The organism is Cyanobium sp. Alchichica 3B3-8F6, assembly GCF_024346435.1.
GTDB lineage: Bacteria > Cyanobacteriota > Cyanobacteriia > PCC-6307 > Cyanobiaceae > Cyanobium_A.
Map to the genome: position 1 here is coordinate 146,615 of NZ_JAGQCZ010000004.1, position 21,266 is coordinate 167,880.

Consider the following 21,266-nt stretch of genomic DNA (forward strand, 5'->3'; position numbering starts at 1 on the left):
GCAACAGCGGCACGGATTTTGCATTCTTCGGCATTCTGGGGAGGTTCGGATCCGGCCTTGCTGGTGCGCCTGCCCCCTCTGCCCCCCTATCTCTCCAGCCTGCCTGGCGCCGAGCAGCGGCTGCGGGCGTTGCGGGTGCTGGCGGCGGCCGGATTGGTGCTGTTGCTGCGCCCCTGGTGGCCGCTGATCTGGCTGCCGGGCTGGGTGGTGGGACTGCTGCTGCTGTGGGCCGTATGGGAGCTGCTGCGCTGGATCTGGTGGCCCCGGCGCTGGCGTTGAGGGCTCCCGCCAGTCCACGTAGCCTGAGCTCCTTCGCGGCACCTGCCCATGGCCGAGCTGGCTCCCCATCCCGTCGGGCATCCCCTGAGGGGTGGCGTGGCTGGCTTCGGCACCGATGGCATCCGCGGCCGCGTCGGCAGCCAGGTGAGTCCGGCGTTGGCGTTGCAGGTGGGCTTCTGGTGCGATCAGGTGCTGCCCGCCGGCGCGCCGGTGCTGATCGGCATGGATTCCCGCAGCAGCGGGCCGATGCTGGTGGCGGCACTCACCGCGGGCCTCACGGCTGCGGGCCGGGAGGTGTGGACCCTTGGCCTCTGTCCCACGCCCGCGATTCCCGGTGCGATCAGGCGCCTGGGGGCGGCCGGCGGGCTGATGGTGTCGGCCAGCCACAACCCTCCTCACGACAACGGCATCAAGGTGTTTGGCGCTTCCGGCGCCAAGCTCAGCCGCGGCCAGCAGCGGGCGATCGAAGCGGGGCTGCAGGGTGTGGATGGGGGCCCCGGTGCTTCGGGTGGCTTCAGCGGCACCGGTGTCGTGCTGGATCGCCACGATCTGCTGGCCGACTACCAACGCGCCCTGCTGGCCAGCGTTAGGGGTCGCCGGCTGGAGGGGTGTCGGATTGTGCTCGACCTCTGCTGGGGTTCGGCGACGGCCTGCGGCGAGGCGGTGTTCCGCGCCCTCGGAGCTGAGCTCACGGTGCTGCACGGCCAACCCGATGGCGAGCGCATCAACGTGGGCTGCGGCAGCACCCACCTCGAGCCCCTGCGACAGGCGGTGATTGAAAAGGGCGCCGCGATGGGCTTTGCCTTTGACGGCGACGCCGACCGGATGCTGGCGGTGGACGGCCAGGGCCGGGTGGTGGATGGCGACCAGATCCTTTACCTGTGGGGATCGTCGTTGCTGGCGGAGGGGCAGCTGCCGGCCAATCGCATCGTTGCCACGGTGATGTCGAATCTCGGTTTTGAGAGGGCCTGGCAGGCCAAGGGCGGCGTGCTGGAGCGCACCGCCGTGGGTGATCAGTACGTGCACCAGGCGATGGAGCAGATGGGGGCGGGCCTGGGCGGTGAGCAGTCGGGCCACATCCTTTCGGCCCGTCACGGCATGAGCGGTGACGGTCTGCTCACGGCCCTGCAGGTGGCCACCCTGCTGCACCGCTCCGGCCAGAGCCTGGCCGACTGGATGGACAACAGTTTCCAGCCCTATCCCCAGACCCTGGTTAATGTGACGGTGCCCGATCGACAGCGGCGTCAGCAGTGGCAGCAGTGCGAGCCCCTGCGGCAGGCCGTGGAGGCCGCGGAGGCAGCCATGGAGGGCCGAGGCCGGGTGTTGGTGCGGGCCAGCGGCACCGAACCGCTGTTGCGGGTGATGGTGGAGGCGGCAGAGCAGCCGTTGGTGGATCACTGGGCCAGCCAGCTGGCCGCTGAAGCCGAACGGCACCTGAACGCGGCCTAATCCGCGGCCCCATCCGCAGCGGAGCATGCCAGGCAGTCGCGGGCCAGGGCGAGGGCGCCGCTGCAGGCATCTCCAGCCGGCCTCAGCAGCTGGGCGCCGGGGCAGCGAAGCTCCAGGGCGGTGGCCAGCCGGGCGCGCAGCAGGGGCAGGTGCTCCAGGGCGCCACCCATGGGCCACACCGGCGGCGCCTCCAACTGCAGGCGTTGGCTGATGGTGGCCACCATCTGGGCCAGCGCGAGCGCCGAGCGCTCCACCACCGCCGCGGCGGCCCCATCACCCTCGCTGGCGGCGGCCACCACCAGGGGGGCCAGGCGGGCGAAGCCCGCAGCGCCGAAGTTTGGTTCCACCACCTTGGCCTTGATCGCCTGGGCCGCGTGGGGATCGTCTGGGTGCACATCCAGCCCGGCCCACAGCCGGGCGCGCAAGGGTGAGTCGGGCCGGCGGCCATCCGCCATCTCCAGGCTCAGGGCCAGCCCATCGCGGCCGATGTCCATGGCGGAGCCGGCCCCATCGAGCAGCCAGCCCCAGCCGCCGCAGCGGTGCTCCAGGCCGGCCGGGTTGCGCCCCACGGCGATCATGCCGGTGCCGCTGATCACCACGATGCCGCCCCGGTGACGGCCCATGGCGCCGCGCAGGGCCGTGCGCTCATCCCCGGTGACCACCACCCGCGGCAGGGGCAGCCCCAGGGCTTGGGCCGCCAGCTCGCGGGCGGCAGCTTGCACCGGAGCGCCCACCTCGATGCCGCTGGCCCCGATGGCGGCCGCCAGCAGGCGGGTGGGCGCTGGCGCTGTGCCAGCAGTTCCGAGCTGGCTGCAGGCCTGGGCCCAACTCTCCTGGAGGGCCGAACGCAACCGAGCGGGGCCTTCGGGAGCGGCCAGGTGACACACCCCGGGCCCCTGCCCTTCCGCCAGCACCGCAGCGCCGTCGGCGTCGCTCAGGCGACAGGTGGTGTGGGTCTGGCCGGCATCGAAGCCGGCGATCAACCGGAGTTCAGCCACGATCAGGAGTGGCTCCCGCCTCCGTAGCAGCCCCCGCCGCGAGGGTGGCCACGCAGAACCAACCGATCAGTTGGACCTCGGGCCGGAAAAAGATCGTGTCGGTGAGTCCTTGCACGCCAAGTCCGGCGATCACGGCGATCACGGCCAAGGCCGGCAGACTGAACACCCCATCGCCGCGCCAGAGGCCGGTGGCGGTGCGCAGGCTCGCCACCAGCAGGCCGATGCCCGCCAGCAGCCCCGGGATGCCGGCCTCGACCGCCAGCTCGAGAGGAATGGAGTAAGCGCTGAGGGCGTTGAACTTGGGTTGCTGAAAGAGCGGATAGATCTGGTTGAAGGCGTCGTTGCCGGGGCCGATCCCCAGCCAAGGGCGGGCCTGGATCATGTCCAGCGCTGCCAGCCACACGTTGATGCGGAAGTTGTTGGAGCTGTCCTGACGGCCTGCCACCAGGCTCATCACCCGCACCCGCAGCGGCTCCACCTGCGTCACCAGCACCACCAGCAGGGCTGCACCGCCGAGCAGCAGCAGCAGGGGAAATAGCTTGCGCCAGAGGGGAGGCCAGGCCCGGGTGCCGCGGATGGCGAGCAGCAGCACGATCACAGCGGCTTCCGCCACCAGTCCCATCCAGGCGCCGCGGCTGTAGGTGAGCACCAGGGCCGCCACGCCGAGCACCAGGGCCGTGAGCGCAAACAGTTTGCGTGCCGCCCCAGGCCAGCGCAGCAGGGCCACCAGCGCCAGGGGCAGGATCGGCAGCAGGTACCCCGCCAGCAGGTTGGGGTTCTCCAGGGTGCTGTAGATCCGCACCGTGCCATCGGCCACGGAGTTGGGATCGGCCCAGCGGGCCAGCTCGCCGGTGTCGCCGTAGAGCTGGCGGATGCCGATCACGCAGGTCACCAACTCTCCGGCCAGCAACGCCGCCACGATCCGGTCCCACCAGATGGGTGCCGTTGCCAGCAGCTGGCGCATCAGCGCGTACACCCCCAGATAGCTCACCAGCTTCAGCAGCCCCTTGGCCGCGGCCAGGGGCACCGGGGAGAAGCCCGTGGCCAGCAGGGCCAGGGCCAGGATTCCCAGGATCCAGCGATTGATCTCCCCCAGAGGGGCCGGGGGGGTGCGCAAAGCCAGCACCAGCCACAGCAGGCCACTGGCCAGGATCAGCAGGCTGAGGCCGCTGCGGGTCACCAGCGGCAGGCCGGCCATCAGGGCACACAGCACCAGGCCGGCAATCAGGTGCAAATGCCGCCCGAGGGCCCTACTGGAAGCGCTTTGGAGCGTGCCCTGCCAGCGCAGCAGAACGGGGATGGTGGGGGCGCTCAAGGGGCGAAGGCTGCCGTCAGGCCGGATTATCGACCCCTTCCAGCAGATCCTCCAGGGTGTCGAGCGGTGGCAGGTTGTGGCTGTTGCGCCGGTAGAGCACTCGGTACACCGGCAGCCCCTGCGCCAGCACGTAGGTTTCGCGCTCGGTGGGCACCGGTAGGGGGTTGTCGGCCCGCCAGGGACGGCTGTCTTCGGGCGGGCGATCGAAGCCGCCAGTGGCCTCGATCAGCTGCACCATCGGCGTGATCACCGCCAGCACATCGCTCTGGATGAACAGCTCCCGCCCTGGGGCCAGGGCCTCGGCCAGGGCCAGCAGCAGGGCGGGCTGCAGCACCCGCCGTTTGTGGTGCTTCTTCTTGAACCAAGGATCCGGAAACTGGATCGAGACCCGCTCCAGCAGTCCGGTGGGCAGCGCCGCCAACCAGTCCTGCAGGCTGATGTTGGCGTTGCAGAAGAGGATGTGCAGGTTGGTCAGGCCCAAGGCCTGGCGCTCGACTTCAGCGGCATCCACCAGGGCCCGGCGGATCTCCACGCCGAGGTGGTTGCGGCCAGGCTGATGCTGGGCCAGTGCCAATAGAAAGCGGCCGCGGGCGCAGCCGATGTCGAGGTGCAGGGGCTGATCCGGCGCACTGAACAGCTCCGCGGGCGCCGGTAGGCGCCGGGGCTGTTGGAAGAAGCGGCTGAGCGGATTGACGTGCTGGCGCACCATCAGCTGTCTCCGCGCTGCACCAGAAAGGCGAGGCTGGCGGTGTAGCCATGCAGGTGGGTGCTGCCGGCCACCGGCCCGATCTCGCCATTGCAGAACACCCCGGCGATCGGCACCTGGGCAAACGTCTCGCGGCAGAGGCTCACGTCGCCATCGGCTTCGCCGTAAAGCCCTGCGCCCCTGCCAAGACAGGCGAACAGCAGGGTGGCCAGGGGCTCTGGTTGGCGCGCTTGCTGCCGGCCGAGGAGCTGGCGCAGTTCTTGGCGTGAGGCGGCAGCATCGCGCAGCTGGAACTGCACCTGTTGACCCACCCGCATGCGTTCGGCCACGGCCACGGCCCCATTGCGAGGATCCACGCCGATCAGGTTGCGCACCAGGAAGGCCGTGGGACCGTCCGGTTCTGCGCGCTCGAGGCTGAAGCTGCTGCGGCCGACCCCCAGAAACAGGGAGTTCTTCACCAGCTCCCGCTCTTGGGGGCTGAGCTCGGTGAGGATCGCCTGCAGGGCGGCCACCGGGCTGCGGCGGGCCTGGCCCTGGCTCACTTCCAGCACCACATTGCGTTGGGCTTGTTCGACATCGAACACCGGGCCGATCGGGCGACAGCCCTGGGCCACGACCGGATCGAGCTGCCAGGCACCGCCGATCAGGCAGCCGACCGCTCCGCGCACGACCTGGTCGTTGAACAGCAGGGAGCCATGGGGGGCGCTGTGCTGGCCGGCAATGCCGCCGAGTTTGACCGCCTCCGGAGCGGCGTAGTCCAGGCCGCTGATCAGATCGTTGATGCGGGAGCAGCTGGGATCCACCAGCAGCAGCATCGAGGGGCTGGACGCGGGGTTGGCTGGTTCCGGAACGCCCAGCAAGGCGCGCCAGGGGTCGGCTGGGCCATCCAGGTCGGGCAGGGTGTCGGTGTTGATGGCAAAGGGTTGGAGCTTGGCGCCAGGCAGGCGCAGCAGGGTGACGCTCAGGGCCGGCTTGTTTTCCAGTTCATGGGGGGCTCCGGAGGGGTCGGTGCCCACCACGCCACCACCCAGGCAGCCCAGCCAGTGCTCGGCCCGCAGCTGCTCGCGCAGCAGGGGCAGCAGCCGCGGCAGATCACTGGCGTAGCTGGCCGCGGCAAACACCAGGGCCAGATCCGCTGGGCCTGCGCCGCGCAGCTGGCGGGCAATGCTCTCCACCGCAGCCTGCAGGGAGGTTTCGGTGGCCAGGGCGGTGCGGCACCAGGCCTGATCGGGCCGGCCTGCGAAGGGGCGGGAGAGCCAGCTGGGCAGTGAAAAGGCGGCCATGGGCTGGACCCTATCGTCCGCCGGGGGCCACGGATAATGGCGCCTTACCGAACTAGCCGCGTGCTCGCCGCCCTGCCCGAACCGTTGTACCGCTCGCTGGTGTGGCTCGATGTCCGCCTGGCCGTCCTGTTCAGCATCGCTTTGCCCCTGGTGCTCTTGATCTGGGCCACCGTGCGGCGCGAGGGCGCCCTGGTGCGGCTGCTGGGCATCTATTGGAAGGTGGCCAGCTTGCTGCTGCTTGCCACCCTGTTGCTCACCGACCGCCGGCCCCTGGGTTTTGTGCTGGCCGTGCTGGCCCAGCTGCTGGTGGTTGTGAGTGTGTGGTTTTGGCTGGATCTCAACGAGGAATTGGCCGATCTGCCGCCCTGGCGGCCCTTGCCCCTCACTCTGCGCATCTGGCGCTGGAGCCTGACGGTGTGGGGTCTGGCGGGGGCGGCCTTCAGTGCTACGGCCCTCCATTGCCTGGATGGCGCCGCCCTGGGCAAGGCCCAGTGCGCCATTTGGATCCAGCCCCCCATGGGGCTGCACCGCCACGTGGAAGCCCTGTTTGATTTCGTCTTCGGCGGCGAGTGGACCCCGGCCGTGGCGGCGTTCATTGGCTACGTGGGCCTTGTGGCCTACGTGGTGGGCCTGCTGCAATGGCTGCTGGTCCGCCTACCCAAGCAGGGCCGCATCGCTGGAGAGTTCTGAGGGGTGGCGATCGTGGATTCGGCTCTGCTTGCCCAGTTGGAGCTGCTCAGTCGCGATCGCCCCGACCGGGTGCTCCGCTTGCGTGGCCAGTTGCAGGGCGCTGCTGAGGTGGCGGAAGCGTTTGAGCTGGTGATCTTTCGGGGCTTCTCGAGCAGCACCACCCATCCCACGGCCTACGACCCTGATCAGCCGTTGCTGCCTGATGGAGCCGTGATCGAGACGGCTGAACTGCTGCTGGGGCCCCTCAACCCCTCCGCTGAACAGCGGCTGGCTGGTCCGGCACCGGTGGATGGGTTTCTCGATCCCGCCAGCTGGCTCTGAAGGCTCACAGGCACCCCGCACAGAGGCGTTGCCAGTGCGGGCAGATCCGGCTCAGGGGCTCGGCATGGGCGGCCAGCTGGGCCTGGCTCGCCAGCTCGAAGTCGGCGAAGTCAAATCCGGGTGCCACGGTGCAGCTCACCAGGCTCCAGGCGCTGCCGGGCAGGGGTTCGGCTGCAAACCAGCTGCCCGCCGGCACCATGTGCTGGGGCTGCACTCCGGCCGACAGGTCGAGCCCCAGATGGGTGGAGCGCGCCTGGCCAGCCGGGCAGAGCTCATAGATCACCAGTCCGCCACCACCGTGGTGATGCCAGAGCTCGTCGGAGGCGATGCGATGCCAGCACGAGCGCTCGCCCGCTGCCAGCAGAAACAGGATCGCCGTGCTGGCTGCCCTGGGCCCCCGCGGGCTGTTCACCTGTTCGCTGGCCCGGTAGGTCTCGCGGTAGTGACCGCCTTCCGGGTGGGGCTGTAGCTGGAGCTGGGCGATCAGCTCTTCGGCACGGAACCCAGGGCCCGCTGCCGCAGGGCTGTTCATCCAGCCAGCACCGTCACGCAGCGGCCACAGAGGGTCGGGTGGGCGCTGTGGCTGCCGATGTCGGTTTCGTAGTGCCAGCAGCGCTCGCACTTCTGCCCTGCGGCTTTGGCGATCCGCACCCGCACGCCAGCGTCCTCGGCCTCTTGCAGAACAGCCTCCGGGGCTGCGCCACCAATGCGCAGGCCCGACACCAGCAGCCAGTCGGCCAGGTTGTCGACGGCGTGGTGGGGTGAGTGCTCCAGCCAGCCGAGCGCTTCCACCAGCACCTCGCTACCTGCGGTGAGCTCCATCTGCACCTGCGCTTCCAGCGAGGCGCCCAACTGGCCGCCGGCGCGGCAGCTCTCCAGCTGGCGGTTCACCAGGGCGCGGAGCTCCAGGATGGCGGCCATCGGAGCCTCCAGCTCAGGCTGGCGCCATTCCGCGGGCGCCGTCGGCCAGCCCCGCTCAAACACCGAGGCCTCGGCCACTGGGTAGGGGAGGTTCTGCCAGATGTCTTCGGCCATGTGACACAGCACCGGCGCGATCAGCCCTGCCAGGCGCTCCACCACCAGGCTCAGCACGGTCTGGCAGCTGCGGCGGCGGAACTCCGCGGCACCACTTACGTAGAGGCGGTCCTTGGCGATGTCGAGGTAGACGTTGGAGAGATCGACGACGCAGAAGTTCTGCAGCGCCTGGAAGAAGCGGTAAAACTCGTAGCGCTCGAAGTCTCCCGTCACGCTGTCGATCAGGGCGGCGGTGCGCTGCAGCATCCACTGATCCAGCAGCGGCAGCTCAGCGAGGGGCACGGCGTCGCCGCCTTCAGCTTGGGGGCGCGGGTCGAAGTCGTGCAGGTTGCCGAGCAGGTAGCGAGCCGTGTTGCGCACTTTGCGGTACACATCGGCCAGCTGCTTGACGATCCCCGGCCCCAGGGGCACATCGGCGGAGTAGTCCACCGAGCTCACCCACAGGCGCAGCACATCGGCGCCGTAGGCCGGATCCTGTTTCTCGTTCTTACCGCCCTCCACCAGCACCGCCGGATCCACCACGTTGCCCAGGGATTTGCTCATCTTGCGGCCCTTCTCATCGAGGGTGAAGCCGTGGGTGAGCACCCGCTTGTAGGGGGCATGGCCGTTGACGGCCACCGAGGTGAGCAGGCTGCTCTGAAACCAGCCGCGGTGCTGATCGCTGCCCTCGAGATACAGATCGGCGGGGTAGTGCAGGCCCCGCTCCTGGAGCACGCCGGCCCAGGAGGAGCCGGAGTCAAACCACACGTCCATGGTGTCGGTGCCCTTGCGCCATTGGCCGGCTTCGGCGGCGTAGGCCCCCGGCAGCAGGCCGGACTCATCGCGCTGCCACCAGACGTCGGCGCCGTGCTCGGCGATCAACCCCTGGATGTGGCGCAGGGTGGCTTCGTTGAGCAGCACCTCGCCGCTGTCGCGGTGATAAAAAACAGGGATCGGCACGCCCCAGGTGCGCTGGCGGCTGATGCACCAGTCGCCCCGCTCGCTCACCATGGCCTCGATGCGGTTGCGGCCGCTGGCCGGCAGCCACTCCACCGCCGCGATCGCCTCGAGGGCGGCGGCGCGGAAGCCTTCCACCGAGGCAAACCACTGCTCGGTGGCGCGGAAGATCGTGGGCTTCTTGGTGCGCCAGTCGTAGGGGTAGCGGTGCGCGTAGCGCTCCTGCTTGAGCAGCAGGCCGGTGGCCTCCAGGGCCGCGATGATCGTGGGGTTGGCGTCCTTCAGCACGTTGGTGCCGGCGAAGGGGCCGGCTTCGGCGGTGAGAGTGCCGGCCTCATCCACCGGGCAGAGCACCGGTAGACCCGCCTTTTTGCCGGTGTTGAAGTCGTCGACGCCGTGGCCCGGGGCCGTGTGCACCAGGCCCGTGCCTGCTTCGGTGGTGATGTAGTCGCCGCCGATCAGCACCGGGCTGGAGCGCTCCAGCAGCGGATGGCGGTAGACGATGCCTTCCAGAGCGGCGCCCTTCACGGTCAGCAGCGGCGTGAGCGTGAGCCCCAGGCTGGTTTCCAGGCCCTCGCGTAGCTCGGCAGCCACCACCAGGTGGCTGGCGGCAGGGGCGGCACCCTCACCGCGCGGGGCCACGGCGCAGATGGCGTAGTCGAGCCGCCCATTCACCGACACCGCCAGGTTGGCGGGCAGAGTCCAGGGGGTGGTGGTCCAGATCGCTACGGCCAGGCCGCCAGCGCCCGTGGCGGCTTCGGCCGGCAGGCCGCTGGCACTGAGCTGGGCCGCCAGGCCTTCAGGCAGCTCCACCACCGGGAAGGCCGCATACACGCTCGGAGAGGTGTGGCCGTCGGGATATTCGAGCTCGGCTTCGGCCAGGGCGGTGCGGGAGCTGGGGCTCCAGTGCACCGGCTTGAGGCCCCGGTAGATGTGGCCGGCCAGCACCATCGCGCCGAACACGCCGATCTGGGCAGCCTCGTAGTTCTTCTGCAGGGTGAGGTAGGGCTGATCCCAGTCGGCCCAGATCCCCCAGCGCCGGAAGCCGGCCTTCTGGCCCTCCACTTGTTCCAGGGCGTAGGCGTGGGCCTTCTGGCGCAGGCTCACGGGGGTGAGCTCGGCCCGCTCGCTGCTGCTCAGCCCTTGCAGCACCTTGAGTTCAATCGGCAGGCCGTGGCAGTCCCAGCCCGGCACGAACCGCGCTTTCTTGCCCTGAAGCAGGGCGGTTTTGTTGATGATGTCCTTGAGGATCTTGTTGAGCGCATGGCCCACGTGCAGGGCCCCGTTGGCGTAGGGCGGCCCGTCGTGCAAGGTGAAGGCCTCGCCCGCGTTCTCCTGGCTGAGCCGCGCGTAGATCTGCCGCTCGGCCCAGAACGCCTGGATCTCGGGCTCGCGCACCTTGGCGTTCGCCCGCATGGCGAAGGGCGTCTGGAGCAGGTTGAGGGTGTCCTTGTAGGAGATCTGCCCCGCTGCGGCGGTGCTATCGGGGGCAGAGCTGGCGGTCACGTCGCCACAGGGCAGCAAGGGCCGATTATCCCGCTTGGCTGCTGGCCGCCTCCGGCTCTGCTGGTTCAGCCTCGATCAGGGCATCGATCTTGGCAAAAGAGCTCACCACCACGGTGCCTGCCGGCTCGGGTTCCTCGGGGCGTACCCAGCGTTTGCCGCTGGTTTTCGGTTGGCGGCGCTCCGCGAGCCACTGCCCCAGCCCGGTGCTGCTCGCGCCCACCTGGGCGATCAGATGGGTCACGGTCGCTCCCGCCTGCTGCAGGCTCGTCTGCCAGCGCTCCTTCGACCAGAGCCGCTGCTGTTCCTCCTGGCTGAGCTGCCGCCAGCGCCCCTGGGACACCTCCGCCGCTAGACGGCCGATCAGCAGCCCCCCGCAGAGCACGCCCAGCATTGGTGCTCCGGTGAGCCGATCGGCACTGGTCACCAATATCAGGCCCAGCAGGAGCACCACGGCACCCCAGACCGAGTCCCGCGGCCGGCTCAGTTCGGTGGCCAACAGCGGCAGCAGCAGGATGGCGAGGCCGAGCAGCAGTGCCAGGAGTCCGCCCAGGGTGGCGAGCATGGCCGGATCAGAAGGATTCCACCATTCTGGGTGGCCTCCTGGGTGTGCGCTTCTCGCTCCTGTCCCTAAAGTCCCGGTTCGCCCACCTGGCGGAATTGGTAGACGCGCTGGTTTTAGGTACCAGTGGCCTTGGTCGTGGGGGTTCAAGTCCCCCGGTGGGCATCAACGTTTTCTTAAGTTGCCGGGAGCCAACCCTTTGGGACCTGTTTCAACCGCGATGACACAGGTTTTGGTAGCGACCCCCACGACCGTCGCCCCTGTCGGGGCTAAGCCGACACCGTCGAGCTTGGTGCCGCGCGAGTTTCTCGATCCCCCGGCCCCCTGGAATCCCACGGTGGGCCTGTTCCTGGCCGGCTATGGCCTGGCAGCCCTCACGATCTGGGGCTGGTTTGCGGGGGGCTGGCCCCTGCCCATGTTGCTGGCCACCGGATTTCTGGCCTTGCACCTGGAGGGCACCGTCATCCATGACGCCTGCCACAACGCTGCTCACCCCAACCGCTTCTGGAACGCGGTGATGGGCCATGGCGCCGCCCTGCTGCTCGGCTTCAGCTTTCCGGTGTTCACGCGGGTGCACCTGCAACACCACGCCCATGTCAACGACCCCAAGAACGACCCGGATCACATCGTCAGCACCTTCGGGCCGTTGTGGTTGATCGCACCGCGCTTTTTTTATCACGAGCTGTTCTTTTTCCGCCGGCGTTTATGGCGCCGCTATGAACTGCTCGAGTGGGGGATGGCCCGGGGCATTTTTGCGGCGATTGTGATTGCGGCCGCGAAATATAATTTTCTCGATTTTGTGTTCAATTGCTGGTTTGCACCGGCTCTGATGGTGGGCGTCACCCTCGGCCTGTTCTTCGACTACCTGCCCCACCGCCCCTTCCAGTCGCGCAACCGCTGGCACAACTCACGTGTTTATCCAGGGCGGCTGATGAATTGGCTGATCATGGGGCAGAACTACCACCTGATCCACCACCTCTGGCCATCGATTCCCTGGTTTGAATATCGGCCTGCCTATCACGCAACCAAACCGATTCTGGATGCCAAAGGCTCACCTCAGCGTCTTGGAGTGTTTGAAAGCAAAAGCGATGGGTTCAATTTCCTTTATGACATCTTCTTGGGGGTGCGCAGTCACCGCAAGAAGCGCAGCAAGCTGCGTCCCATAGCTGCCCTGATGCCCACCCGGCATGCGCGCCGGCGCCTGCTGGAGCTGCTGCACCGCACGGCCGTTTCCCCTAAGCGCTAGGAGCTCGTCCGTTAGTCGACCCGAATTTTAGTCGGCCAGAATTTTTGGCACGCGAATGAAGTTGCCTTCCCGCTGGGGGGCTTCGTCGAGAAGCTCTTCCCGCACGCTGGTGGGCGTCACGATGTCCTCGCGGGTCACGTTCACCACTTCCACGGCACGGGTGGTGGGAGGCACGCCTTCGGTGTCCACCGTTTCCAGGTGGGCTACATAGTCGAGGATGCGCTCCAGCTGCCCGGTGTAGGTGGCGATCTTCTCCTCCGGCAGGGCGAGGCGGGCCAGTTGGGCCACCTTGCGCACGTCGTCGGCAGTGATCTTGCTCATGGGGGCTGAACTCTCTGGCCTCGAAGCTAGCGCTCAAGCCAGAAAGGCTTCCAGGTCGGCGGCCAGGGCCGTGGCAGCCAGATCCAGGAAGCGCTCACCGTGGCTGGGCTGGGCCAGATAGGGGTTGGAGCCCATGCGGCCGTCAGGGTGGCGGCGGCGGAAATCCTCGGGCCCGTGGATGGGCCCGGCGGGGGCCGGTTCCGGCAGGGGGCGCTGCTTGGTTTGCAGGCTGGGCTCCAGGTGCAGGGTGAGGGCGATCTCGCTGGGGGTGGCATGGTGACCCTCCTGGTCGCCATAGAGGCTGCGGGCCTCCTGCATCACCGGCCCAGCCATGAACCAATTGGCCAGCTTGCAGCGCAGCTGTGGGGCATTCGGCAGCCCGCGACTGGCGGCGGTGGCATAGGCCTGGGCGAAGGCGGCCTTGCTGGTGGCGATGTTGCCGCCGTGGCCGTTGATCACGTAGATCCGCTCGAAACCGTGGCGCGCCAGCGACAGCACCACGTCGTGCAGCACCGCCAGCAGGGTGGAGGGCTGCAGGCTCACCGTGCCGGCAAAGCCGAGGTGGTGCTCGGCCATGCCGAAGGCCTGGGCCGGCGTCACCAGCACGCCGGTGCGGCGGCCCACCTCCAGGGCCACCGCTTCGGCGGTGAGCGCGTCGGTGCCGATGGCGCCGGTGGGGCCGTGCTGCTCGGTGGAGCCCAGGGGCACGATCACGCCCTTGCAGTGCTCCAGATAGGCCTCCACTTCGGGCCAGCTGCGCAGTTGCAGCCGGATGGCTTCGGTGGGGCTGGCAGCCCGAGGGGCGGATTGGGTCATGGTGAACAGCAACGGGCCCGGGCGGGCTGCCTAGGATTTCGATGCCAGCAGTGCCCTGGGCCCATGCTGCACCGCAAGCTCTACCAGTTTTGTGCCGAACAGCGCCCGGTGTGGGTGTTCCTGCGGGACCAGCAGCGCTGGATCGAGGAGGCCACCGTGGTGGAGATCGAGGGAGATCTCGTCACCCTGCGCTACGACGCCGAGGACGACGACGAAACCCACAGCTGGGAGGAGAGCGTGCGTCTCGACTCGATCGGTGCCGTCAGCACCCGCCTGGCCTATGTGTGCCGCAGCGGCAGCCCCGATGACGTGATCACCTCCGAAGACTGCCCCGAAGCCGAGCGGCTCAGCAACCCCTAAAAAGGCTGGATCAGTGGGCGGTGCCGTTGCCGTCGTAGTTGTCGGTGTCGTAGTAGCCGCCCTTGGTGCCGAAGAACAGGGTGGCCAGCACAAAAAAGCCGCTGCCGAAGATCAGCACGGTGGCGAGGGTAAAGCCGGTGGAGTTCATGGCAGCCCGCAGGCCTGATGCATCAAGGCCCAGTCTGCTGGCTGCCGCGGCTGCTGGCGAGCAGCGCCCCGATCTTGTGGGGAATCCGTTGCCGAAGGCGTTCTTCGCCCGCCCCGCTGAGGTGGTTGCCCCCGAGCTGATCGGCTGCCTGCTGGTGAAACGCCAACCCACTGGGGAGCTGCTCTGGGGCGTGATTGTGGAAACGGAGGCGTATTGCCAGAGCGAGCCCGCCTCTCACGTGCATTGCCGCCGCAGCCCCAGCAACGAAACGCTGTTTGGGGAGCCAGGGCGGTTTTATGTCTATGTGAGTTATGGCATTCACCACTGCGTGAATGTGGTGACGTATCGGGCCGACCGGGCCAATGGGGTGTTGCTGCGCGCCCTGGCCGTTCCTGGCGAGCCCGACCGGGTGGCGGCTAGTCCGGCGATGTTGGCGCGTTGGTTTGGCATCGATCGTTCCAATGACGCCCAACCGGTGCATCCCGATCAGGGGTTGTGGATCGCCCCGCGGCCGCCTGAGCTGGTTGGATTGGGCGCTGCCGACCTGATGCAGACCAGCCGTATCGGCATCAGCCAGGGCCAGGACATTCCATGGCGCTGGTATTGGCGGGCCAGCCGCAGCGTCAGCAGGCGGGCCAAGGGGGATCGGCAGCCCCCCTACGATGAATTGGTCTTCTTGCTGGGGCTATGACCATTGCTCCTCCAGCACCAGGGGCTGATGCTCTGGCGCCCCTGCAGCTGCCTTCTGATCTATGCCTCAGCCCGGAGCAATTCGCTGCCGTCTGTGCCGCCAATCCAGAGGCGGTACTCGAGCTCGATGCTGCTGGGAACCTGATCCACATGACTCCAACCGGCGGGGAAACCGGCGCCCGTAACAGTCGCCTGTTGATGCGCTTTCTGGCCTGGGCCGATCAGCTCGGCGGCTGGCAGGTCTTCGACAGTTCCACCGGCTTTCGTCTGCCTGACGGCGCGGTGCTCAGCCCCGATGCCTCCCTAGTTCGTCTGGAGCGCTGGCAGGTCCTCACCCCTCAGCAGCGACGAAGCTTTCCACCCCTTTGTCCAGATGTGGTGGTGGAACTCGCCTGCCCCAGTGATCAAGGCCCCCGCGCTGTTGCCGCCCTGCGCCAGAAGATGGCGGCTTACCAGGCCAACGGGGCCCAGCTGGGCTGGTTGCTGATCCCTGAGGAGCGGGCTGTGGAGGTCTGGCCGGTGGCAGGTGAGCCGTGCCGCATTGAGGCTGCCACCCAGCTGGATGGCGGCCAGCTTCTGCCGTGGTTGCGGATCGAACTGCAGGACATCTGGCAGGTGTGATCCAGGGCTCGTGCCCGGGAGCATCAGCTGGGAGTGATCACCCGCGGTTGCAGATTCAGTGCGCGTGCAGGCTTGGCGAAGCTGCGCTGATCGAAGGAGGCGATGGCCGTGCAGGCGCGGCAACTGGCATGGTGCAGCGCATCGGCGAAATCAAGTCCGGCACGTAGCCCTGCCAAGGCCTGTTCGATTGCGGCGCGGTCTTCAATCTGGAGGCTTGGCAGGTTCAGCAGTGCGTCAAAGACAAGCCCAACCTGATCTCGGCTGAATCGGTAATACCCCCGCAGCACCCACTCCAGTTCCAGAGCCACGGTTTTGGGTACATACAGGCCTTGGCCCGATTCGAGCAAGGTGCGTGCGGCTTCCCGCTGCTTGACGGTGGCGTCATCGGCGCCGGCTTCGTCGATGAAGTAGCGGGCCAGCACATTGGTGTCTAGGCCGATCACGGCTGCAACAACGTGGCCGGATCGAATTCGCTTGGCACCGGTGGGATGGTCGTTTTCAGCAGGCCAAAGCCGCTGTGTGTTGGGCTGCTTGCCGGTCGCGCCGGTCTGATCTCCAGGTGATCGCCCACCAACTCAAAACAAACACGGCTGCCCCTGTGCAAGCCCAGCTGCTGCCGCATCATCTGAGGAATCGTCACCTGCCCTTTGCTGGTCACGGCGCAACCGCTGGATTCAGCCATGGCGGGGCCTTGCTTTGGGAGAGGTATTACTTGGTAAGAATAGGTGCTGTTGGGTCCCTCGGCTGGCCCTACCCTGAGAACGTGAGCCGCCGCACCCCTTGAGCAGCTGGAGCCACCGCCACGTGCTGGATCTGGCGGCCTTCTCGCTGGAGGACTACGCCACCGTGCTCTCGCTGGCCCAGCGCTTCCGGGCTCTGCCGGTGGCCGGTGCCCGCAAGTTGCCCGCCCTGCAGGGGCGGCTGATGACCAGCCTGTTCTTTGAGCCCAGCACCCGCACCCGCAGCAGCTTCGAGCTGGCGGCAAGGCGCCTCTCGGCCGATGTGCAGAGTTTTTCGCCCTCCTCCAGCTCCCTGAGCAAGGGAGAGAGCCTGCTGGATACGGCCCGCACCTACGTGGCCATGGGCGCCAACGTGCTGGTGGTGCGCCATCGCTGCGCCGGGGTGCCCCAGAGCCTGGCGGCCGATCTGGATCAGGCCGGTGAGCGGGTGGCGGTGCTCAATGCCGGCGATGGCCTGCACAGCCACCCCAGCCAGGGATTGCTGGATTTGTTCACCCTGGCGCGCCTCTTCGCCCCGGCGGCCCCCACGCCCGCGGCCCTGCGGGGCAAGCGGATTGTGATCGTGGGTGATGTGCTCCACTCCCGCGTGGCCCGCTCCAATCTCTGGGCCCTCACCGCCTGCGGCGCCGAGGTGGTGCTCTGCGGCCCGCCCACCCTGCTGCCCGATGCCTTCGCTGATTTCGTGGCGGCGCCGCCTCCCGGCCAGGCGGCTGATCCGGTGGCGACGCGCGGCCCGGTGCGGATCGCCCGAAGTTTGGAGGCGGCCCTGCCTGGAGCCGATGCGGTGATGACCCTGCGGCTCCAGAAGGAGCGCATGCACCAGCACCTGCTTACCAGCCTCGACACGTACCACCGCCAGTTCGGCATCACCCGCGCCCGCCTGGCCCTCTGCGGCCAGCCGGTGCCCCTGCTCCATCCAGGCCCGGTGAACCGGGGCGTCGAGCTGGCCGGGGAGGTGCTCGACGATCCGGCCGTTTCGCTCGTAGAGGAGCAGGTGCGCAACGGCATCCCGATTCGAATGGCTCTGCTCTATCTGCTGGCAGCAGCCGAACCGCTCACAGCAACTTGAAACCGTCCAGCAGCAGCCCGTAGAGCAGGCCGATGCGCGCCATGTCGATCAGTTGCAGCACCAGGCCATCACCACTGCGGCGCAGCAGGGGCCCCCGGGCACGGATGGCCAGCTCGATGGCGACCACGCAGATCAAGGCCCCAACGGGGTCGAGTTGGGCCAGGGTGCCGGTGAGTGAGCCGACGGCCCCGCCGATGCTGAAGCTGATCAGCAACACGATCAGCAGCAGCGACAGCCGCCGCCAGGGGTTGCCAGCCCAGCCTTCCAGCCCTGCCCTGGCCTGTGCAACCCGTTCTTGAAACCGGGTCTGCTGGTAGGGCCGTTCCGGGGGGCTGGCGATCACGACCGCACCTGCATGAGTGGGAGGCCATCAGTGGAAGGCCTTTAGCGTGGACTGAAATGAGGGGGGCAGGGAAGCTGACGGCGGTGATCCCCATCACCCGGCCCGAGCCCTGCCCAATCCTGTCTACACCATCTCTGGAGTGTGCGCAGCCTTTTACCGCTACAGATAGGGGATTCCAATAAAAAAGCCCGCGGCCGAAGCCCGGGCTGGGTGATGGGGACGTTGCAACCAAAGCGCCTGGATGGAGTGCTTACAACGGCAGAGCGGACGTTTGCCAGAGCGTCCCCAGGGGGCCTTGACGCCCTGGGGAGCAGCCCCGGTCTGCGTCTCAGCCGTCGCTGTCTTTCTTGCGGGAGGACTTGCCCTCCAGGAGTTCGAGCAGGGCCTCCATCTGGGCCATCACGCCGCGCACCTCACCGGCCTCGGGGAGCAGGCCGTCATCCATCACGCCCTGGTGCATTTCACGGAGCTCCTGGCGGATGTACCGCAGGTGGCTAACCACCTGTTCGCGTTTCGATTGCGACATCGATGGGTGTTGTACCAAAGACCCTTTTACCGCATCGCCGGATCACTTCTGTCCGAACTGGGCCTTGGCCTGCTCATAAAAGGGGGCGTCGACCTCGCTGCGGCCGGCTTCCTGGGCCATCGATTCAATGCGTCGCCGCACCGCAGGCCGCACAAAAAAGGGCACTTCCTTGAGTTTGGCTTTGGCGTCGGGATGCCAGTTCATGGTGGAGGTTCAGGCCTTCCCGCTGGTCAGAAGATGGAGAATAGGGGACTCGAACCCCTGACCTCTGCGGTGCGATCGCAGCGCTCTACCAGCTGAGCTAATTCCCCGATCCAACGAGCCCGAGGGCGCGTCTCTGCCAGAAATTATCAGTCCTGTGGCGGTGGCTGTTGTCCTGAGAGCCGAGAATGGAGATCACTGAGCAGGCCAGCGACTTGACCGATTCCCCACCCAAGGCTGCTTCCTCAACGATGGCAGCCTCCCCAATGACAGCAGCCGCAGCGATCACGCCAGAGTTGATCGCCTCCTTTGATGAGGCATCAACCGCCGCCTTGGCCCTCCGTCTCGACGAAGACGACTACCCCACCCCCTTCGCGGGCCTGCAGGACTGGCATCTGATGCGTGCGCTGGCCATTCACCGCCCTGAGCTGGTGCGTCCCTACGTGCATCTGGTGGACCAGGAACCCTTCGATGAGGACTGAGCCGGCCGACTCCGCTTCTGTGTTGGTCGACCCCCTGGCGGGCCGCCGCATCCTGGTGGGAATCAGCGGCAGCATTGCGGCCGTCAAGCTGCCGTTGGTGGTGAGCGCCCTGGCCCAGCGCGGTGCCGAGGTGCGTTGCGTGCTCACGTCCTCGGCGGCCGCCTTGGTGAGTCCGGTGGCCCTGGCGAGCCTGAGTCGCCATCCGTGTCACCTCGACGCCGATCAGTGGAGCCATCACGCCCCCCGCCCACTGCATGTGGAGCTGGCGGAGTGGGCGGAGTTGGTGCTGGTGGCTCCCTTGAGTGCCACCAGCCTGGGCCGCTGGGTGCACGGATTGGCCGACACCCTGCTGGCCAGCATCCTCTTGGCCACGGAGGCGCCGGTGCTGGCGGCGGCGGCCACGAACACGGCGATGTGGGCTTCCCCGGCGGTGCGGCGCAACTGGGAGCTGCTGCAGGGTTTTGAGCGGGTGTTGCCGTTGGGGCCTGCGGCGGGCCTGTTGGCCTGCGACCGCCGCGGTGATGGCCGCATGGCCGAGCCGGTGCAGTTGCTGCTCGCCCTGGAGAGCCTGCAGTTGTGGGGCTGGCAGCGCGACTGGGCTGGCCTGCGCTTGCTGGTCACGGCCGGCCCAACCCGCGAGCCGCTCGATCCGGTCCGCTGTCTCACCAACCCCAGCACCGGACGGATGGGCGTGCTGCTGGCTCAGGCAGCACGGCTGCGCGGGGCGGAGGTGACCTTGGTGCATGGCCCCCTGGCCCTCGATCCCCAACTGCTGGCGGGGCTGCGTTGCGAGCCGGTCGAGACGGCAGCCCAGATGGAACAGGCCCTGCTGCGTCTCCAGCCCGAAGCCGATGCCATCGCCATGGCGGCGGCGGTGGCCGATCACCGCCGCCAGCAGCCGCTGGCGCACAAGCTCAGCAAGGAAGCCCTGGAGGCTGAGCTCACCTCCGGCTGGCAGCCGGTGCCCGATCTGCTGGCCGGCCTGGTGGCCCGCCGGCCCGCCGGTCAGCGGATCCTGGGCTTTGCCGCCCAGTCGGGTGAGGTGCTGGCCGAGGCCCGGGCCAAGTGGGCCCGCAAGGGCTGCGATCTGTTGTTTGCCAATCCGATTGATCAGGCTGATGCCGGGTTTGGTGTGGACACCAACCACGGCTGGCTGCTGGGCGGCGTTGGCGGTGAGCAACGGCTGCAGCCTGGCTCCAAGCTGGCCATTGCCCAGCAGTTGCTCACGGCCCTGCGCCCTTAAGAGCGGCAGGCTTCAGGCGGCCAGGGGCTCGCCGTCGGGGGTTTCGTTGTGGGGCCCATCGTGAGCTCCGTCGTGCTGGAGCAGATCCATAAAGGTGCGCAGCTGAAGCCGGGGGATGTAGGGCCAGCCGCCACTGCGCTCGACGCTCTGCAACAGGCTGAACAGCTGACCGCGATCGGCGGGGAGGCTGCTGCGGAAGGGTCCGTCCTGAACGGAACGGTGCAGTTGCTCCAGTTGTCGCAACAGGGTCAACAGGGCTTCCGGCTGGCCCTCCAGTTCACTGGCCAGGTGTTCGAGTTGCTGCAGTTGGCTGGTGAGGCGCTCCTGCTGGGACGGGGTAAGGCTCATGTCTTGTCTCTCTTCGCGCGCGGCGGGCTCTCGCATACAGGTTGTTGAGAGCCGCGACATCGTACGGGGAATCAGGGTTTTGCACCGGTAGGATCCGCCACAGCCCAGTTCCCATCCCCCGTCTCTGGGGCGTTCCCCCATGCGTTTTCGTCCTCTGCTGGCCCTTGTGCTGGCGCTGTGCCTGACCCTGGTGACCGCCTGCAGCGGCGGGGCCAAGGCCGTGGATCGCGCCAACCTCACCTACGACGACATCCACAACACCGGCCTGGCCAACGATTGCCCGACCCTGCCCGATTCGGCCCGGGGCTCCATTGCTTTGGATGCTTCGTCGAATTATCAGCTCCGCGAAATCTGCATGCACCCCGCTGAGGTGTATGTGAAGGGCGAGCCCGCCAACAAGCGTCAGGAGGCCCAATTTGTGGCCGGCAAGATCCTCACCCGCTTCACCTCCAGCCTGGATCAGGTGTACGGCGATCTCAACGTCAGCGGCGATGGCCTGACCTTCAAGGAGCTGGGCGGCATCGACTTCCAGCCCATCACCGTGCTGCTGCCCGGTGGCGAGGAAGTGCCCTTCACCTTCTCCAGCAAGGAGCTGCTGGCCACCGCTGATGGTGCAGCCCTCACCACCAGCACCGATTTCGAAGGCTCCTATCGCGCCCCCAGCTACCGCACCAGCAACTTCCTCGATCCCAAGGGTCGTGGCCTCACCACCGGCTACAGCAGTGCGGTGGGTCTGGTGCCGGCTGGCGATGAGTTCACCGGCGAAACCGTGAAGCGCTACGTCGATGGCTCCGGCACGATGAATCTCTCCATCACCAAGGTCGATCCGACCACCGGTGAGTTCGCTGGCGTGTTCACCGCCATTCAGCCCTCTGACTCCGACATGGGCACCAAAGCCGTCGTCGACGTCAAGATCGTCGGCCAGCTCTACGGCCGCCTCGAACAGGCCTGAGCACTCCGCGCACACCAGTTGCCAAGAGCCCCGGAAGGGGCTCTTTTTGATGGCCGCACCTGTTTGCGACCCTCAGAGCTCGA

General features: G+C 67.7%; 28 protein-coding genes and 2 tRNA genes. 13 read left to right on the plus strand and 17 right to left on the minus strand.

The features are described 5' to 3' along the window. Nucleotides 1-63 precede the first annotated feature (63 nt). Together KBY65_RS05100 and glmM are read left to right on the plus strand one after the other, a co-directional pair. The gene (locus tag KBY65_RS05100) at nt 64-279 is read left to right on the plus strand and encodes a hypothetical protein (RefSeq protein ID WP_254987981.1); all 216 of its coding nucleotides are present in this window, start codon (nt 64-66) and stop codon (nt 277-279) included. 48 nt (nt 280-327) lie between these two features. Beyond that, nucleotides 328-1,728 carry a phosphoglucosamine mutase gene (gene glmM, locus KBY65_RS05105; RefSeq protein ID WP_255000736.1) on the plus strand — a complete coding sequence of 467 codons (1,401 nt, stop codon included), beginning with the start codon at nt 328-330 and terminating at the stop codon, nt 1,726-1,728. On the opposite strand, the gene KBY65_RS05110 is transcribed toward glmM, so the two are convergent. The 4 genes from KBY65_RS05110 to KBY65_RS05125 are packed head-to-tail and all read right to left on the minus strand — an operon-like array spanning nt 1,725 to nt 6,030. Next, nucleotides 1,725-2,726 (minus strand): N-acetylglucosamine kinase, encoded by a 1,002-nt coding sequence (locus KBY65_RS05110; RefSeq protein WP_255000737.1) that lies wholly within the window; start codon nt 2,724-2,726, stop codon nt 1,725-1,727. The two genes, glmM and KBY65_RS05110, sit on opposite strands and share 4 nt — an antisense overlap. Continuing rightward, complete coding sequence (locus KBY65_RS05115) at nt 2,719-4,041, minus strand: IctB family putative bicarbonate transporter (protein ID WP_255000738.1); 1,323 nt, start codon at nt 4,039-4,041, stop codon at nt 2,719-2,721. Before KBY65_RS05115 ends, KBY65_RS05110 begins: the two co-directional genes overlap by 8 nt. Before the next feature lie 16 nt (nt 4,042-4,057). Further along, entirely contained in the window at nt 4,058-4,747 is a 690-nt protein-coding gene (gene trmB, locus KBY65_RS05120) for a tRNA (guanosine(46)-N7)-methyltransferase TrmB (protein ID WP_094559236.1), read from the minus strand. A gap of 2 nt (nt 4,748-4,749) precedes the next feature. After that, nucleotides 4,750-6,030, minus strand: coding sequence for an FIST N-terminal domain-containing protein (locus KBY65_RS05125; protein ID WP_255000739.1), 1,281 nt, complete (start codon nt 6,028-6,030; stop codon nt 4,750-4,752). Between the two features lie 72 nt (nt 6,031-6,102). On the opposite strand from KBY65_RS05125, the gene KBY65_RS05130 reads away from it, so the two are divergent. Both KBY65_RS05130 and KBY65_RS05135 read left to right on the plus strand, forming a co-directional pair. Beyond that, on the plus strand, nt 6,103-6,720 hold the full coding sequence (locus KBY65_RS05130; RefSeq protein ID WP_255000760.1) for a DUF3177 family protein: 618 nt from the start codon (nt 6,103-6,105) through the stop codon (nt 6,718-6,720). Between the two features lie 12 nt (nt 6,721-6,732). Next, nucleotides 6,733-7,041: a hypothetical protein gene (locus KBY65_RS05135; protein WP_094559238.1), complete on the plus strand. Its 309-nt coding sequence runs from the start codon at nt 6,733-6,735 to the stop codon at nt 7,039-7,041. Between the two features lie 4 nt (nt 7,042-7,045). On the opposite strand, the gene KBY65_RS05140 is transcribed toward KBY65_RS05135, so the two are convergent. From KBY65_RS05140 to KBY65_RS05150, 3 genes are read right to left on the minus strand one after another with little or no spacing between them, the layout of a single operon-like run. Beyond that, nucleotides 7,046-7,573: a cupin domain-containing protein gene (locus KBY65_RS05140; protein WP_255000740.1), complete on the minus strand. Its 528-nt coding sequence runs from the start codon at nt 7,571-7,573 to the stop codon at nt 7,046-7,048. Further along, on the minus strand, nt 7,570-10,518 hold the full coding sequence (gene ileS, locus KBY65_RS05145; RefSeq protein ID WP_094559239.1) for an isoleucine--tRNA ligase: 2,949 nt from the start codon (nt 10,516-10,518) through the stop codon (nt 7,570-7,572). The genes KBY65_RS05140 and ileS overlap by 4 nt, the downstream gene beginning before the upstream one ends. Before the next feature lie 25 nt (nt 10,519-10,543). Further along, the gene (locus tag KBY65_RS05150; RefSeq protein WP_255000741.1) at nt 10,544-11,080 is read right to left on the minus strand and encodes a Ycf66 family protein; all 537 of its coding nucleotides are present in this window, start codon (nt 11,078-11,080) and stop codon (nt 10,544-10,546) included. Nucleotides 11,081-11,160: 80 nt separating this feature from the next. Here KBY65_RS05150 and KBY65_RS05155 point away from each other — a divergent pair. Together KBY65_RS05155 and crtR are read left to right on the plus strand one after the other, a co-directional pair. Beyond that, nucleotides 11,161-11,242: transfer RNA gene (locus tag KBY65_RS05155), tRNA-Leu, on the plus strand. A gap of 55 nt (nt 11,243-11,297) precedes the next feature. Beyond that, nucleotides 11,298-12,323: a beta-carotene hydroxylase gene (gene crtR / locus KBY65_RS05160; protein WP_255000742.1), complete on the plus strand. Its 1,026-nt coding sequence runs from the start codon at nt 11,298-11,300 to the stop codon at nt 12,321-12,323. Between the two features lie 27 nt (nt 12,324-12,350). Here the strand turns inward: crtR and gatC are convergent, their stop codons facing one another. Next, nucleotides 12,351-12,644: an Asp-tRNA(Asn)/Glu-tRNA(Gln) amidotransferase subunit GatC gene (gatC, locus tag KBY65_RS05165; RefSeq protein WP_094559169.1), complete on the minus strand. Its 294-nt coding sequence runs from the start codon at nt 12,642-12,644 to the stop codon at nt 12,351-12,353. A 33-nt stretch (nt 12,645-12,677) separates the two neighbouring features. Continuing rightward, nucleotides 12,678-13,460, minus strand: a complete 783-nt coding sequence (locus tag KBY65_RS05170) for a creatininase family protein (RefSeq protein ID WP_094559240.1) — start codon at nt 13,458-13,460, stop codon at nt 12,678-12,680. Nucleotides 13,461-13,523: 63 nt separating this feature from the next. On the opposite strand from KBY65_RS05170, the gene KBY65_RS05175 reads away from it, so the two are divergent. Beyond that, complete coding sequence (locus KBY65_RS05175) at nt 13,524-13,820, plus strand: DUF6679 family protein (protein WP_094559170.1); 297 nt, start codon at nt 13,524-13,526, stop codon at nt 13,818-13,820. Nucleotides 13,821-13,830: 10 nt separating this feature from the next. On the opposite strand, the gene KBY65_RS05180 is transcribed toward KBY65_RS05175, so the two are convergent. Further along, nucleotides 13,831-13,968, minus strand: a complete 138-nt coding sequence (locus KBY65_RS05180) for a hypothetical protein (protein WP_198953805.1) — start codon at nt 13,966-13,968, stop codon at nt 13,831-13,833. Here KBY65_RS05180 and KBY65_RS05185 point away from each other — a divergent pair. Together KBY65_RS05185 and KBY65_RS05190 are read left to right on the plus strand one after the other, a co-directional pair. Further along, nucleotides 13,967-14,659, plus strand: a complete 693-nt coding sequence (locus KBY65_RS05185; protein ID WP_255000744.1) for a DNA-3-methyladenine glycosylase — start codon at nt 13,967-13,969, stop codon at nt 14,657-14,659. The genes KBY65_RS05180 and KBY65_RS05185 overlap by 2 nt on opposite strands. Continuing rightward, nucleotides 14,656-15,279 carry a Uma2 family endonuclease gene (locus KBY65_RS05190; protein ID WP_255000745.1) on the plus strand — a complete coding sequence of 208 codons (624 nt, stop codon included), beginning with the start codon at nt 14,656-14,658 and terminating at the stop codon, nt 15,277-15,279. The genes KBY65_RS05185 and KBY65_RS05190 overlap by 4 nt, the downstream gene beginning before the upstream one ends. A gap of 23 nt (nt 15,280-15,302) precedes the next feature. Here KBY65_RS05190 and KBY65_RS05195 read toward each other — a convergent pair whose 3' ends face one another. Further along, complete coding sequence (locus KBY65_RS05195; RefSeq protein WP_158217017.1) at nt 15,303-15,722, minus strand: type II toxin-antitoxin system VapC family toxin; 420 nt, start codon at nt 15,720-15,722, stop codon at nt 15,303-15,305. Then, a complete protein-coding gene (locus KBY65_RS14035; RefSeq protein ID WP_094559177.1) occupies nt 15,719-15,961 on the minus strand; it encodes an AbrB/MazE/SpoVT family DNA-binding domain-containing protein in 243 nt (80 codons plus the stop codon). Before KBY65_RS14035 ends, KBY65_RS05195 begins: the two co-directional genes overlap by 4 nt. Before the next feature lie 98 nt (nt 15,962-16,059). Here KBY65_RS14035 and KBY65_RS05200 point away from each other — a divergent pair, with 98 nt between their 5' ends. Beyond that, the gene (locus tag KBY65_RS05200; RefSeq protein ID WP_255000746.1) at nt 16,060-17,088 is read left to right on the plus strand and encodes an aspartate carbamoyltransferase catalytic subunit; all 1,029 of its coding nucleotides are present in this window, start codon (nt 16,060-16,062) and stop codon (nt 17,086-17,088) included. Here KBY65_RS05200 and KBY65_RS05205 read toward each other — a convergent pair. The 4 genes from KBY65_RS05205 to KBY65_RS05220 all read right to left on the minus strand — a co-directional run bounded on the left by KBY65_RS05205 (nt 17,075) and on the right by KBY65_RS05220 (nt 18,268). Then, nucleotides 17,075-17,431 carry a DUF565 domain-containing protein gene (locus tag KBY65_RS05205; RefSeq protein WP_233128402.1) on the minus strand — a complete coding sequence of 119 codons (357 nt, stop codon included), beginning with the start codon at nt 17,429-17,431 and terminating at the stop codon, nt 17,075-17,077. The genes KBY65_RS05200 and KBY65_RS05205 overlap by 14 nt on opposite strands. Before the next feature lie 328 nt (nt 17,432-17,759). Further along, nucleotides 17,760-17,957, minus strand: a complete 198-nt coding sequence (locus KBY65_RS05210; RefSeq protein WP_094559179.1) for a hypothetical protein — start codon at nt 17,955-17,957, stop codon at nt 17,760-17,762. 42 nt (nt 17,958-17,999) lie between these two features. Beyond that, nucleotides 18,000-18,161 carry a PCP reductase family protein gene (locus tag KBY65_RS05215; RefSeq protein ID WP_094559180.1) on the minus strand — a complete coding sequence of 54 codons (162 nt, stop codon included), beginning with the start codon at nt 18,159-18,161 and terminating at the stop codon, nt 18,000-18,002. A 34-nt stretch (nt 18,162-18,195) separates the two neighbouring features. Next, nucleotides 18,196-18,268, minus strand: a tRNA-Ala gene (locus KBY65_RS05220). A 156-nt stretch (nt 18,269-18,424) separates the two neighbouring features. Here KBY65_RS05220 and KBY65_RS05225 point away from each other — a divergent pair. Both KBY65_RS05225 and coaBC read left to right on the plus strand, forming a co-directional pair. Continuing rightward, the gene (locus tag KBY65_RS05225; protein WP_255000747.1) at nt 18,425-18,640 is read left to right on the plus strand and encodes a DUF2555 domain-containing protein; all 216 of its coding nucleotides are present in this window, start codon (nt 18,425-18,427) and stop codon (nt 18,638-18,640) included. After that, on the plus strand, nt 18,630-19,883 hold the full coding sequence (gene coaBC, locus KBY65_RS05230; RefSeq protein WP_255000748.1) for a bifunctional phosphopantothenoylcysteine decarboxylase/phosphopantothenate--cysteine ligase CoaBC: 1,254 nt from the start codon (nt 18,630-18,632) through the stop codon (nt 19,881-19,883). Before KBY65_RS05225 ends, coaBC begins: the two co-directional genes overlap by 11 nt. A 12-nt stretch (nt 19,884-19,895) precedes the next feature. On the opposite strand, the gene KBY65_RS05235 is transcribed toward coaBC, so the two are convergent. Next, on the minus strand, nt 19,896-20,231 hold the full coding sequence (locus KBY65_RS05235; protein WP_094559183.1) for a hypothetical protein: 336 nt from the start codon (nt 20,229-20,231) through the stop codon (nt 19,896-19,898). A gap of 139 nt (nt 20,232-20,370) precedes the next feature. On the opposite strand from KBY65_RS05235, the gene psbO reads away from it, so the two are divergent. Further along, nucleotides 20,371-21,183, plus strand: coding sequence for a photosystem II manganese-stabilizing polypeptide (gene psbO / locus KBY65_RS05240; RefSeq protein ID WP_255000749.1), 813 nt, complete (start codon nt 20,371-20,373; stop codon nt 21,181-21,183). Nucleotides 21,184-21,266 lie beyond the last annotated feature (83 nt).

What these genes read in the sequence shown, in the direction of transcription:
- glmM (WP_255000736.1), top strand. Translation starts at nt 328, where the DNA reads ATGGCCGAGCTGGCTCCCCATCCCGTCGGGCATCCCCTGAGGGGTGGC.
- KBY65_RS05125 (WP_255000739.1), bottom strand. Translation starts at nt 6,030, where the DNA reads ATGGCCGCCTTTTCACTGCCCAGCTGGCTCTCCCGCCCCTTCGCAGGC.
- KBY65_RS05140 (WP_255000740.1), bottom strand. Translation starts at nt 7,573, where the DNA reads ATGAACAGCCCTGCGGCAGCGGGCCCTGGGTTCCGTGCCGAAGAGCTG.
- KBY65_RS05150 (WP_255000741.1), bottom strand. Translation starts at nt 11,080, where the DNA reads ATGCTCGCCACCCTGGGCGGACTCCTGGCACTGCTGCTCGGCCTCGCC.
- crtR (WP_255000742.1), top strand. Translation starts at nt 11,298, where the DNA reads ATGACACAGGTTTTGGTAGCGACCCCCACGACCGTCGCCCCTGTCGGG.
- gatC (WP_094559169.1), bottom strand. Translation starts at nt 12,644, where the DNA reads ATGAGCAAGATCACTGCCGACGACGTGCGCAAGGTGGCCCAACTGGCC.
- KBY65_RS05170 (WP_094559240.1), bottom strand. Translation starts at nt 13,460, where the DNA reads ATGACCCAATCCGCCCCTCGGGCTGCCAGCCCCACCGAAGCCATCCGG.
- KBY65_RS05175 (WP_094559170.1), top strand. Translation starts at nt 13,524, where the DNA reads ATGCTGCACCGCAAGCTCTACCAGTTTTGTGCCGAACAGCGCCCGGTG.
- KBY65_RS05185 (WP_255000744.1), top strand. Translation starts at nt 13,967, where the DNA reads ATGGCAGCCCGCAGGCCTGATGCATCAAGGCCCAGTCTGCTGGCTGCC.
- KBY65_RS05180 (WP_198953805.1), bottom strand. Translation starts at nt 13,968, where the DNA reads ATGAACTCCACCGGCTTTACCCTCGCCACCGTGCTGATCTTCGGCAGC.
- KBY65_RS05190 (WP_255000745.1), top strand. Translation starts at nt 14,656, where the DNA reads ATGACCATTGCTCCTCCAGCACCAGGGGCTGATGCTCTGGCGCCCCTG.
- KBY65_RS14035 (WP_094559177.1), bottom strand. Translation starts at nt 15,961, where the DNA reads ATGGCTGAATCCAGCGGTTGCGCCGTGACCAGCAAAGGGCAGGTGACG.
- KBY65_RS05210 (WP_094559179.1), bottom strand. Translation starts at nt 17,957, where the DNA reads ATGTCGCAATCGAAACGCGAACAGGTGGTTAGCCACCTGCGGTACATC.
- KBY65_RS05215 (WP_094559180.1), bottom strand. Translation starts at nt 18,161, where the DNA reads ATGAACTGGCATCCCGACGCCAAAGCCAAACTCAAGGAAGTGCCCTTT.
- KBY65_RS05225 (WP_255000747.1), top strand. Translation starts at nt 18,425, where the DNA reads ATGACAGCAGCCGCAGCGATCACGCCAGAGTTGATCGCCTCCTTTGAT.
- coaBC (WP_255000748.1), top strand. Translation starts at nt 18,630, where the DNA reads ATGAGGACTGAGCCGGCCGACTCCGCTTCTGTGTTGGTCGACCCCCTG.
- KBY65_RS05235 (WP_094559183.1), bottom strand. Translation starts at nt 20,231, where the DNA reads ATGAGCCTTACCCCGTCCCAGCAGGAGCGCCTCACCAGCCAACTGCAG.
- psbO (WP_255000749.1), top strand. Translation starts at nt 20,371, where the DNA reads ATGCGTTTTCGTCCTCTGCTGGCCCTTGTGCTGGCGCTGTGCCTGACC.